The 11,952-nt window shown below is 70.1% G+C and carries 11 protein-coding genes and 1 pseudogene; 2 read left to right on the top strand and 10 right to left on the bottom strand.

Annotated features, from left to right (window positions below; genetic code table 11):
- The 6 genes from GWI24_RS30735 to GWI24_RS30710 form a co-directional block, all read right to left on the bottom strand.
- The coding region (locus tag GWI24_RS30735) for an ABC transporter substrate-binding protein (RefSeq protein ID WP_210949144.1) at positions 1-1,310 on the bottom strand (1,310 nt) is incomplete at its 3' end.
- Between the two features lie 470 nt (positions 1,311-1,780).
- Entirely contained in the window at positions 1,781-2,317 is a 537-nt protein-coding gene (locus GWI24_RS30730) for a DUF742 domain-containing protein (protein WP_308344141.1), read from the bottom strand.
- Between the two features lie 94 nt (positions 2,318-2,411).
- Positions 2,412-2,861, bottom strand: coding sequence for a roadblock/LC7 domain-containing protein (locus GWI24_RS30725; RefSeq protein WP_210949142.1), 450 nt, complete (start codon positions 2,859-2,861; stop codon positions 2,412-2,414).
- Positions 2,862-2,891: 30 nt separating this feature from the next.
- A complete protein-coding gene (locus GWI24_RS30720) occupies positions 2,892-5,780 on the bottom strand; it encodes a nitrate- and nitrite sensing domain-containing protein (protein WP_210949141.1) in 2,889 nt (962 codons plus the stop codon).
- A gap of 143 nt (positions 5,781-5,923) precedes the next feature.
- Positions 5,924-6,067: a hypothetical protein gene (locus GWI24_RS30715; protein ID WP_210949146.1), complete on the bottom strand. Its 144-nt coding sequence runs from the start codon at positions 6,065-6,067 to the stop codon at positions 5,924-5,926.
- 4 nt (positions 6,068-6,071) lie between these two features.
- Complete coding sequence (locus GWI24_RS30710; protein WP_210949140.1) at positions 6,072-7,460, bottom strand: OFA family MFS transporter; 1,389 nt, start codon at positions 7,458-7,460, stop codon at positions 6,072-6,074.
- A 540-nt stretch (positions 7,461-8,000) separates the two neighbouring features.
- Here GWI24_RS30710 and GWI24_RS30705 point away from each other — a divergent pair.
- Together GWI24_RS30705 and GWI24_RS30700 are read left to right on the top strand one after the other, a co-directional pair.
- A complete protein-coding gene (locus tag GWI24_RS30705; RefSeq protein ID WP_210949139.1) occupies positions 8,001-8,396 on the top strand; it encodes a DUF485 domain-containing protein in 396 nt (131 codons plus the stop codon).
- Positions 8,393-9,988 (top strand): cation acetate symporter, encoded by a 1,596-nt coding sequence (locus GWI24_RS30700; protein ID WP_210949138.1) that lies wholly within the window; start codon positions 8,393-8,395, stop codon positions 9,986-9,988. The genes GWI24_RS30705 and GWI24_RS30700 overlap by 4 nt, the downstream gene beginning before the upstream one ends.
- Positions 9,989-10,018: 30 nt before the next feature.
- Here GWI24_RS30700 and GWI24_RS30695 read toward each other — a convergent pair whose 3' ends face one another.
- From GWI24_RS30695 to GWI24_RS30680, 4 genes and pseudogenes are all read right to left on the bottom strand, one after another.
- Positions 10,019-10,570, bottom strand: coding sequence for a hypothetical protein (locus GWI24_RS30695; RefSeq protein ID WP_247617097.1), 552 nt, complete (start codon positions 10,568-10,570; stop codon positions 10,019-10,021).
- Positions 10,554-11,045, bottom strand: a complete 492-nt coding sequence (locus GWI24_RS30690) for an RNA polymerase sigma factor (protein WP_020866784.1) — start codon at positions 11,043-11,045, stop codon at positions 10,554-10,556. The genes GWI24_RS30695 and GWI24_RS30690 overlap by 17 nt, the downstream gene beginning before the upstream one ends.
- Positions 11,046-11,147: 102 nt before the next feature.
- The gene (locus GWI24_RS30685) at positions 11,148-11,756 is read right to left on the bottom strand and encodes a class F sortase (RefSeq protein ID WP_210949137.1); all 609 of its coding nucleotides are present in this window, start codon (positions 11,754-11,756) and stop codon (positions 11,148-11,150) included.
- Positions 11,753-11,952: pseudogene (locus tag GWI24_RS30680) on the bottom strand (sortase-dependent protein); the annotation flags it as partial. The pseudogene GWI24_RS30680 and the gene GWI24_RS30685, both read right to left, overlap by 4 nt.

Below are 11,952 nucleotides of genomic sequence, written 5' to 3'. Positions count from 1 at the left end.
TCGGCGCACCGCCGCAGGGCCTTCGCCGGTGTGCTCTTGCCGAGCAGGACGGCGGTGATGGCCTCGCCGAACGGCATGGAGATCTTGGGGTAGGCCCGGTCGACGGGGCGTACCCGGGCGATCTCCAGCACCTTGGTGAACACCGGCAGACCGGGCACCTCGGCCGCGTACGCCCGCCACTGCGGGCGGCGCTCGGCCGGCCGGCTCTGCGGCAGGCTGCCCACCTGGGTGTCCCACCGATACGCAGGCTCGGGCTCCATCAGCCAGCCGACGAACGTGCGGGCGGCCTTCAGCCGCGCGGAGCCGTTGTCGAACACGCTCCAGGTGTCGGGGCCGGAGATGGTCACCGACCGGCCGCTGAAGCCGGGCAGCGGGACGACCTGATAGTCGATCTTCGCCTGGCGGATGTCGGGCAGTTGCCAGGGGCCGGTGGCGACCATGCCCAGCCGGCCGGCGGCGAACGCCTGGTACATCTGCTCGCCACCGGGTTTGGGATCGACGTAGACACTTCTGTCCTTGGCGAGTGCCGCGAGCACCTCGAGGGACCGGACCCCGGGTTCACCCGCGAACCCGATCTCCCGCTTGCCCTCGGCGATGACCTCGCCGCCCAGATCCCAGATCATGGGCCACATCCGCCACACCGTGTCCTCGTCACCCGCGGCGGGCCAGCCGGTGCCGAACGTGCCCCTGCCGCGGTCGGTCAGCTTCCTGGCCGTCTCGATGAAGTCCCGCCACGTCCAGCCGGGGCCGGGCAGCTCCAGCCCCGCCCGGTGGAAGAGGGTCTTGTTGCACACCACGGCGAGCGAGTCCAGCACCGCGGGCACCGCACGGACCACACCGTCGACCGTGACGCCCTCCCGGGCGGCGGGCCAGTACTGCTTCCACGGCACCTGCCCGGATTCCACGACCGTCGTCAGATCCGCCAGTTGGGGGCTTCTGGCGACGCTGGCCAGGTCGGAGCCGAAGATGTAGGCGACATCGGGCGGGGATCCGGCGACGAGACCGGCCATCACCTTCTGCAGCATGTCGTCCGCCAGCACGCCGCCGCTCAGGTCGATCCGTATCTTCGGGTGGCCGCGGTGGAAGTCGGCCACGAGCCGCTTGACCGCTCGCAGGGCGGTGCTGGTCTGCCCGTGCCACACCTCGATGTGCACGGTTCCGTGGGAATCCACCCCCAGGCCCGTCCCGCATCCCGCCACGGCGGCACCCATGGCGCCACCGAGCGCCATCGCCCCGCCGCCACGCAGCACCCCACGCCGGGACGGACCGCCGCGCACAGGGGGAGGGATACGCGAACGGTTCAGGCTCATCGCTGAGAGCTCCATGATCCGAGGGCACGGCCCCGCCTCGGTCACGGAGAGCGACCTGGCGACTCGGGCCGGACTCACGGCGGAGCCGCATACCGGCTGGGCGTACCTCTGCCGCCGAGGATTCGACATCGGCGTGCCAGGGAGTAAACCGATCAGACCGAATCACGTCAAGAGCGTGAAACTGCTCAGTGTTGGCATCGAACGCGCACAAGCAATCAGCGAGTGGGCGGTCTTCGGTGGGCATCGCACGCAGAAGCGGACATATCGCCGCGCGGGAACCTGTCGGTTCCCGCGCGGCGGAGGCGCTAGGGTCCTTCTGACGGATCTCCGTGGAAGAAGGAGCGGCGTCCGGTGCGTGCTCTCGGCGTGCCGCGCGGAAGCCCTCGTAGCGGAGCTACTTGGGTTTTCGCGCGGTGCGGCGAGAGGGCGTGCCGGGCGTCGCGACGCCGCGGAGGTCCGGCAGAAGGGCCCTAGATCCGCCGAAGCCCCACCAGCACGCGCTCCATCAGGGCGACGTCCGGTACGTCGCCCTCCGTGGAAGCCGTCCGGTGGACAGTGATCAGGCCGTGCTCGGCCATGTCGCCGAGCAGCACCTTGGCCACCCCCAGCGGCACCGAGAGCATGGCCGCCACCTCGGCCACCGACCGCGGCTCCTGGCACAGCATGATCACCGGGCGGTGATCCGCCTGCAGGGTGTCCATCGAGCGTTGGCCCAGCTCGGTGGTGGTCACCAGGGTCTCGACCTCGAAGTGATGGTCGGACCTGGTCCGGCCGCCCGTCCACGAGTAGGCGCGCACCAGCGAGGCCGGGCCCTGGCTCCCGTCGTGCTCCGCATCCCAGACACCCGGCCGCTCCGGCTCCGACGACCCCCGCGGGAAGGGTTCCCCGGGCTCCTCGGGCCGGGCGTCCCCGCCCCGGCGGCGGGACCGGGCGCCCTCCGGCGCCCCGTCGGACCGGGATGGCTTCCGCCCGCGTCGCCCTTTGCCGAAGCTGAAGGCGTTGAGCACGTCGGCGAAGGTCTGTTCGTCCTCCGCCCCCTGTTCTCTCCCAGGTCCCTGCCCGGAAGGGCCTTCACCGGTGCTCATCATCTCCCCGTCCGGCCTATTGGGCTGCTGTCCGCTTGACCGCCCGCAGGTTCAATTCCTGCAGCTCGGCGCGGAGTTCCGGGGTCAGCAATTCGCCGACCTGATCGACCAGTACCGTCATCTCGTACGCCACCTGACCGATCTCGCAGTCCGGCGCCGCCAGCACCACGAGGCACGAGCCGTCCTTGATCGACATCAGGAGCATGTTCCCGAGCTCCATCTGGATCACGGAGGACCGCACATCACCAGTATCCAGGCACTGGGCAGCGCCCTGGATCAGACTGATGGCCCCGGCGGCAATGGTGGCGACCTGCTCGGCCCGATCGGCCGCCAACCCTTCCGACGCGGTGAGCAACAGCCCGTCGGCCGAGACCACCACGGCGCACGCCACATTGGGCACACGCTCGGTGAAGTTGGTGACCAGCCATCCGAACTGGCTCACCTCCCGCAGCTGGGGTGAGGTCATTGGTTCTTCCTGTCCATCTTCGCTGAGACCTTATGTCTCGTCGCGTCCGTCGGGCTGAGCCCGCCGGATGCCCGACTGGTAATTGCTGAGGAACGAATGGGTGCGGCCGGCGTTCCGCCGCGCGGCGGCCTCGTCCCCGGCGCGGCGCGGCGCGGGCCGCTCTCCGGTGGCGCGCGGCTTGTCCCGGTCCGCCGCCTGGCCCTGGCGCGGCACCCGCCGGGGCAGCCCGGCCTGGGTGACGCCGCCCGCCTCCGCGGCACCGGGCCGCTCGTGGACGATCTGGCCGGGCTCGTCCGCGGGGTCCGGCCGGCTCTCGTCGGGGGATCCGGGCGGAGCGGGGTCGGGCCGCCGGGAGGCGGCGGACGCTGAAAGGTCCGCCGGCTTCCGGCCGTCGGGCGGCTCCTCGCCGTGGGAGCCCGCCGGTGCCGTCTCGGGCGACGCGAACCATGGCGAGGGGGTGTCGGGGGCGTCGTCCGGGGCGGTCGGGCGCGAACGCTGCGGGGGCACCGCGGGCCGCCCCGGCGGCCGTGCGGTACGGCGGTCCGCGGGCGTGCCGCCGTCACCGGACAGGGGGCCGGTCTTCTCCGGTGCGCCGTCGCCGACCGGGGTGCCCTCGCCGACCGGAGTGCCCTCGCCGACCGGGGCGGGATGGCCCGGCTTGACGGGGTGACCGGGCTTGGCGGGGTTCCGGCGCGGCAGTCCGCCGGGCTGCTGGGGATCCGTGAACGCCCGCGAGGAGCTGGGGCGGGCCGGCAGGGAGCGGCCCGCGTGCTCGGACGCGGCCGGGGCATCACCGGCGCGTAGCGAGCGGGCGCCGTCGGGCACGCGGCGCGGCAGAGGTGCCGCCGGGGCGCCGCCGAGCTCACGGTGCGGTCGCGCCGACTCGGACGTCTTGGCGGAGGTCTTCCGGGTGGGCAGCGAGCTCTCCCGGCCCGCGATGGCGGGCTTGTCCCCGAGCATCAGCCTGGCCGGTACCAGCACACCCGCGCGCAGTCCGCCACCGGTGTCCCGCTCCGAGATCAGCTCCACCTTCACGCCGTGGCGACGGGCCAGCCGACCGACGACGGTCAGACCCATCTGCCGGGACGTAGGTACCTCCACGGATGCGTCCCCCGCTACGCGCCGATGAGCCTTGGCCAATTCGGCACCGCTCATCCCAAATCCCTCGTCGCGGACCTCGATCAGTGCGGAACCGTCCAGCCGTAGTGTATTGCTGACGGTCACCTGGGCCTCCGGCGGGGAGAACGCGGTGGCGTTGTCCAGCAGCTCAGCGATCATTCGTGCCAGGTCACCGGCAGCGTACCCGATCACCTCGGCGGTGGGAACGGGCTCCACCACCACCCGCTGGTAGTGCTCGATCTCGGAGACCGCGGCGCGCAGCACACTGTCCAGCTGCACCCGCTGCTCGGAGGGACGGACCGGGGTGCTGCCGCACAGGACCATCAGGTTCTCGTTGTTGCGGCGCATTCGGGTCGCCAGGTGGTCCAGCTTGAAGAGGCTGGCCAACTGGTCCGGGTCCTCTTCGTGCGATTCGAGCTGCTCCATCAGGCGCAGCAGCCGGTCCACCAGGCTCTGGCTGCGCCGGGAGAGGTTGACCAGGGTGTCGCGCAGATCGCCGCGGAGCGCGGCCTGTTCGGCCGCCAGGCGCACGGCCTGACCGTGCACCGCGTCGAACGCCCTCGCGAGCTGCCCGAACTCCTCGGTGGTGTGGACCGGCACGGCGCTGATCGCGGTGCTGGACGCCTCGCCCTCGCGGATGCTGGACACCGCTTCGGGGAGCCGGTGCTCGGCCACGTCGAGCGCGGTGGAGCGCAGTACGGTCAGCGACCGCAGCAGATGGCGGGCGATGGCGATGCCGATGGCGAAGGCGAGCAGGAGCACGGCGAAGAGCAGCACGGACTCCGCACCGGCCCGGTCGCTGGTCTCGTCCTGGAGCTTGGCGGAGGTCACGCGGAGCCGGTCGGCGAGCCGCTTCTCCACCGTGTCGATGAGGCTTCCGTGCGCCTCCGAACTGCGGTGCCAGGTGCGGTTGGAGAACGGCGGGGCGCCCGCGGCGTTCCGCCCGGCGTTCAGCGAGCCCGCCCGGGACAGCACGCCGTCCAGCAGCTTGGTGCGCCGTTCGACCTCCGGGCCGGTGACCGTGCGGTCGTAGGCGCGCTGGTCCCCCGCGGTGGCCACGGCGCGGAAGTCGCTCAGCTTGTCCCGCATGCGGATGTCGGACTCCTGGAGTGCCCTGATGAGCTTGGGGTCCTCCAGCGTGCCGGGCTCGGGCGCCACCATGACGATCACATGCTGGAGGTGGACCTGCTCCTGGACCATCTCCAGGTCGTACAGCGCGCTGGCCGGTCCGGACAGCTGGGCGTCACCGAATCCGCTGCCCAGCGCCTGGTCCAGGTCGAGCAGACTGTTGATGACCTTGCTGTACTCGGTCACCGCGGTCCATGAGCCCAGGTCCTTGGATGTCACCCGCTCGCGCAGGTCGGGCAGCCCGTCCAGGAGTTTGGACGCGTCACGGTAGCGGTTGGCCGAAACCCCCTTCAGACCGTGGGTCCGCTTCGTGGTGCGGGTTACGGCGGCCCGAGCGCGGTCGACGCGCTGGGTCTGCTGCCGGAGCATGGCCGGATCGGCGGACCCACCGCCGCCCAGCCGCTCGGCCGACAGGGTGCGCTCCATCTGCAGATCGCCGATCAACGGCCTCAGTCCACCGCGCAGCTTGACCAGCCGCTGCACGTCCGCGTACGTGTTGGCGCGCTCGACGTCGCGCTGGATCTGCACGACGCCCAAGGCCACGGCGAGCAGAGCGGGCACCACCAGAACGGCACCCAGCTTCACCGGCAGCCGCCAGTTCCGCCACTCCATGACACCGGCCCGCCACGACGGCGAGCGGTCGCGCGCGGCCGCATGCCTGCCCGGGGTCATGAGGCGCGCTCCGCGCTCGGACCGGCTTGCCCACAGGGATGTATCACGATGCCGTTTCTCCTGGGATTTCCCCGGATGGGGAAAGTCGAACGCCCGGCAGCGCGCCGGCCCATCGCTTCGGCGATGCGCCGGCGCGCCTGCCTTTACTCGAACAACTTGCTGCTTTTCTCCGCCAGTTGATAGAGGCCGTACAGAAACGGCACCGCCACCCACAGCCATGCCACGACCATCACCACGGGAGAACCCGTCTTGGTCGCGTCCGGCGAAGGGCCGTCTGCGTCAGTCACCGGTTTACCGCCTCTCTGCCGGAATGGGATCGGGGGTTTCCTCCGGCGGCGCCGACTCCTCCCGGGCCGCCGGCTCCGGCTCATGGAACTTCGGATTCACCGGACGTACCAGCTCGTTCGCGATGAAGCCGATGACGAGCAGACCCATCATCAGCGAGAACGAGAAGGTGTAGAGGGCGGGGCCGGAGCGCCCGTCCTCATGTGCGGAATCCGCGATGGAATCCACGATGAGCGGTCCGGCGACTCCGGCGACCGACCACGCGGTCAGCAGCCGGCCGTGGATCGCGCCCACCTGATAGGTGCCGAACAGGTCCTTGAGGTAGGCCGGAACGGTGGCGAATCCACCGCCGTAGAACGACAGGATCACCATCGTCGAGGCGACGAACAGCGCGGTGCTGCTGTCCTTCTCGAGCATGATGGTGAGGTAGAGCAGGGCACCGGCGCCCAGGTACAGCCGGTAGATGTTCTTCCGGCCGACCACGTCGGAGACCGAGGACCACACGAAGCGACCGGCCATGTTGGCCAGGGACAGCAGCGCGACAAACCCGGTGGCGGCGCTCGCGCTCACCGGACTCGCCGTGTCGTGGAAGAAGTCCTGGATCATCGGGGCGGCCTTCTCCAGGATCCCGATACCAGCAGTAACGTTCATGCACAGCACGACCCAGAGCAGCCAGAACTGCGGCGTCCGCACCGCGTTCCTGGCCGATACGTTCGCGGTGGTGACGAGCCGCTTGCCCGCGTCTACGCGGGGCGTCCAGCCGGCCGGCCGCCAGCCCTCCGGCGGCACCCTCACCAGCACCACGCCCAGCGACATGAACACGGCGTAGGCCAGGCCGTGCACCAGGAACGTCTTGGCGATGCCGCTGGTGTCACTGCCGAACGCCTTGAGCATCTCCGTCGACCAGGGGGAGGCGATCAGCGCGCCGCCGCCGAAACCCATGATCGCCGTACCGGTGGCCATACCGGGCCGGTCCGGGAACCACTTCATCAAGGTGGACACCGGCGCGATGTACCCGATACCGAGGCCGACTCCGCCGATGCCGCCATAGCCGAGAACGACCAGCCAGTAATTGCGCGTGGCAACGCCGAGCGCGGCGACCAGGAAGCCGGTCGAGAAGGCGACGAGCGACACGAACATGGCCCAGCGCGGCCCTTTTCGCTCCACCAGCGTTCCCCCGAACGCGGCGGAGAGCCCGAGCACCAGAATGCCGATCTGGAACGGGAGGGCACTAGCCGTTCCCGAGATGTCTAGGGAATCTTCCAGGGGAATCTTAAAGACACTCCAGGCGTACGCCTGGCCGATGGAGAAGTGGATCGCAAGCGCCGCCGGAGGAATCAGCCAACGATTCCAGCCCGCGCCTGCGACGATGCGAGAGCGGTCGAGGAAACCCACAGATCAACCTACCTCCGGCTTCTTGGGAACACCCCCGCAGACTGCGTTACTTGACCTATCCAAACACCTCGGGGGAGGGAGTGGCGAGCCGGGAGCTGCCGTCATATGCCAACGGCAGACGCGCTGCCCAGGCGGCATGCTCACCACACTCATGCTCGCGCACGATGGGACGTTCTACCCGAGGGGAGGTTCTACCAGTGGCGACACTTGGGACACAACGCCGGGTGCCGAAATGTCCTCAAGGCGCAACCCTGGGCGCCCATCGTTAACCTGACACCAAGTCAAAATTGGACAACACGGGAAGGTGAGACAAAGTATTGGTTCAGCGACCTCTCCCGTCATATTCGAGATGGCACCGAAGCCGCATGCACACCCTGACATGTGCCCACCTGCGCCGGTGAGGAGCAGGGTGCCACGTTGACTGCGTCCGGCGCCTTACTACACTTGCCGCGTCAAGGGCCCGCCGGTTGCCCTCCCCTGACGCCCGAGCGCGGGCGCCCCCGAACCGACGTTTTCGTCAGAAAAACCCCGGAGAAAACCATGAATAAATCGGTGCGATCACCCGCTTCCTTGCCATCCGAGCGGGCCACCGGAACGGGGTTCGCCGATCGCGGTGACGACATCGGGGAGCCCGACTTCGAGGCGATCCAGCAGAGCCCGGAGTTCAAACTCCTGCGCAAGAGACTGCTCTGGTTCATCTTCCCGATGAGCACGTTCTTCTTGTGCTGGTACATGACCTTCGTTCTCTTCTCGGCCTACGACCACGACTTCATGAGCCGCAAGCTGTTCGGCGCGGTCAACACCGGCACCGTTTTCGGTCTGCTGCAGTTCGTGACGACCATGGCGATAGTCCTGACATACCGGCGCTTCGCGCGCAAGAAACTTGATCCCCAGGTGGACACGATCCACGAGCTGGCGGGAGTCGGCAAGGAATGACAGTGCAGATCGCAGCCCGCACGACCGGCAGCCCGATAATCAACCTGAGCGTCTTCTTCGCTTTCGTCGTCATCACGCTGTTCGTCGTCTACAAGGCCACCAACAGAAATTCGACCACCTCCGACTACTACGCCGCGGGCAGCGCCTTCAGCGGCGTCCAGAACGGCATCGCCCTCTCCGGCGACTTCCTCTCCGCGGCCTCCTTCCTCGGCATCTCGGGGGCGATCGCCGTCCACGGCTACGACGGCTTCCTCTACTCCGTGGGGTGGCTCGTGGCCTGGCTGGTCGCCCTGCTGCTCGTCGGTGAACGGCTGCGCAACACCGGGCGGTTCACGGTCGGCGATGTGATGGCCTTCCGCATGAAGCAGCGCCCGGTGCGCGCGGCGGCGGCCAACGCCACCCTGGTGATCACGTTCTTCTACATGCTCGCCCAGATGGCCGGCGCGGGTGGTCTGATCGCCCTGCTGCTCAATGTGCACAGCAAGGGCGGGCAGGCCCTCATCATCACCGGCGTCGGCCTCGTGATGGTCTTCTACGTCCTGGTGGGCGGCATGAAGGGCACCACCTGGGTGCAGATCATCAAGGCGGGCCTGCTGCTGATCTGCGTGACCTTCATGAGCGTGTTCCTGCTCGGCAAGTTCGGCTTCAGCTTCTCGGCGATCCTCGACCAGGCGTCGCAGAACAGCCCGCTGGGCGGCGAACTGCTCAACCCGGGTGGCTGGTACGGCAAGAACGCGATGGACCAGCTCGACTTCGTCTCGCTCTCCCTGGCGCTGGTCCTCGGCATCTCCAGCCTGCCGCACGTGCTGATGCGCTTCTACACCGTGCCGGACGCCAAGGAGGCCCGGCGCTCGGTGGTGTGGTGCTCCTGGTCGATGTTCATCTTCTATCTGTCGATCCTGCTCGTCGGGTACGGGGCCACCGCGCTGGTCGGTTCGGACGAGATCGTGAACGCGCCCGGCGGCGAGAACTCCGCCGCTCCCCTGCTCGCCTTCGAGATCGGCGGTGCGATGCTCCTGGGCATCGTCTCCGCGGTGGCCTTCGCGACGATCCTGGCGGTGGTGGCCGGGCTGACCCTGGCCGCCTCGGCCTCGTTCGCCCATGACGTGTACGCCAATGTGATCCGGAGCGGAAAGGCCGATCCGCGGTCCGAGATCCGGGTCGCCCGTCTGACGGCGCTCGTGATCGGCTTCCTGGCCATCCTCGGCGGCATCGTCACCAACGGCCAGAACGTCGCGTTCCTGGTGTCGCTGGCCCTGGCGCTCGCCGCGTCCGCCAATCTGCCGACGATCCTCTACACGCTGTTCTGGAAGCGTTTCAACACGACCGGGACGCTGTGGAGCATCTACGGCGGGCTGGTGTCCGGCCTGGTGCTCATCATCTTCTCCCCCGCCATCTCGGGCAGCTCCACATCCATCATCAAGGGCGTGGACTTCCACTGGTTCCCGCTCACCAACCCCGGTCTGGTGTCCATTCCGCTCTCCTTCCTCTGCGGCTTCCTCGGCACGGTCTTCAGCAAGGAGCCCGCCGACCCCAAGAAGCAGGCGGAGATGGAAGTGCGGTCGCTGACCGGCATCGGTTCGAAGGCGTAGCGCGACAGGGCCGTAGGCGGCCGGGTCCGCCTACGGCCGTCGCGTTGTTCCGGGGGTGGTGACGGCGTCCCTCCGGACCTCCGACGGAACGACCCGCTCCGAGGAACTCGGCGCCGCCGACTGTCCGCGGGTGGGCACCTTCGCGCCGTCCCGGGGGCTGGACGTGTCGCTCCCGGGCCTGCGGCTGGGGCGCTGACCGGCGGACTCGGACGGCGCCGAGGGGCTGGGCGACGCCGAGGGACCGCCGGAAACCGACGGAAGCGGGGGCGTCGTACGGCCGGTCGCGGGCGGCGGGGCGAGCGGGACCGTCGGGCGCGCGGGTGGCCCGGGTGCCGTCGCGCGGAGCGGCAGCGCGATGAGAGCGGCCACGGCGCAGGACACACCGACCCCGGCCGCGGTGCGGAGCAGCTTGCGGCGGGTCGCGGCACGGCGGATCGCCTCGTATCGCCCGGGCGGCGGGCCGAGGTAGTCGGACGGGGGCCGCAGGATCACCGCGAGGGGGTCGTCGGGCTCCCGGTCGGGGCCGAGGTGCTCCGGCTCCGGGCCGTTGTGCTCCGGGCCGTCCTCAAAGCGTGGGGTCAAGGCTTCTCCTCAGGTGGACGCGGAGCAGTTCCCGGGCCGCGTGGAGGTCGGCCTTGACGGTTCCTTCCTTGCGCCCGGTCAGTACGGACACCTCCCGGATCGGCATGTCAGCGTAGTAGTGCAGCAGGATCGGGACGCGCAGCCGTTCCGGCAGCGACTGCACGAGCAGGCGCACCGACGGGTCGGACTGTTCGGTGTGGGGGCGGACGGCGGCTTCCGTGGTGGCACGGCGCATGGCCCTGCGCTCGCGCTCCACCTTGCGCCAGTGGTCCCGGACGAGATTGGCCGCGGTGACGTAGAGGAAGCCGCGGGGCTCCTCCACGGACGTCCAGCGGGCCCAGAGCCGGGTGAACGCCTCGGAGGCGATCTCATGGGCCGTCTCGTCGTCGTCGACGAGACGGCGGCACCAGCCGGCCAGGCGCGGGTAGAGAGCGGCGAACAGCTCGGACGCCGCCCTGTCACGGGACCGTTTCAACGCACTCCATGGTCGTGACGGCACTCGGCCGTGAGGGCACTTCGAAGAGAAGGATCCCGGGCCGCCGGTGTGGGTTCCGTGGGCCCGGGATCCGCGGGTGGGTCAGGGGCCGGCGGACGTCAGCGTGGCGAAGACGATCACGTTGTCGAGGTAGCCGTCGCCGGAGCGGGGGCCGCCACAGGTGATCAGCCGCAGCTCCGGGCGGTCCACGTTCCCGTAGACCTCGTCCGCCGGGAAGTCCGCCTTGGCGACGGTCCGTACGGCGCTGACGGCGAACTGTGCCGCCGTGCCGTTCTCCAGGCGCGCCTCGACCCGGTCGTCCCGGCGCAGCCGCGCCAGGTGGCGGAAGACCCCGTCGCCGTAGGCGCCGACCGTGACATGGCCGAGGATGACCGACGGGCCGAGCTGCCCCGGTGTCGGCGAGTGCCGGTACCAGCCCGCGCGGTCGTGCGCCGTGACCGGCGGCACCGCCACGCTCCCGTCCGGCGCCAGCCCCAGCCGGATGAGCGGGGTGTCGACGCCGATGGCCGGGATCCGCAGCCCGACCGGGACCGAACGTCCCAGGGGACGCGCCGCCTTCACGGGGGTCGGCGGTGGCCTCCTCCCGGAGTGCGGTGCGGCCGTGGTCTGCCGGGCCGGGTGGCCGCCGCAGCCCGCGAGCAGCGAGGCCATCGCCGCGGTGGCGAAGGCGCGCCTGGAGAACGGGGTCATGCCCCGGTCGCCCGCCGGCGGCGGACCACGAGGACCGCCGCGCCGCCCGCGGCGAGCACCGCGGCGGCGCCTCCGCCGATCAGCGCGCCCTCGTTCCCGGGCGACTCGGAGGGCTCGGCCGTCACTCCGGTGTTCGGCGCGCCCTTCGGCACGACGGCGACCTGGCCGCGGTCCCGCTTCTGGGCCGGTTCCTCCC

The organism is Streptomyces sp. MK37H (assembly GCF_018035285.1).
In the GTDB taxonomy this organism is placed as follows: Bacteria; Actinomycetota; Actinomycetes; order Streptomycetales; family Streptomycetaceae; genus Streptomyces; species Streptomyces endocoffeicus.
The sequence above is the reverse complement of the archived record's forward strand: the minus strand, read 5'-3'. Positions and strand labels throughout refer to the sequence as shown.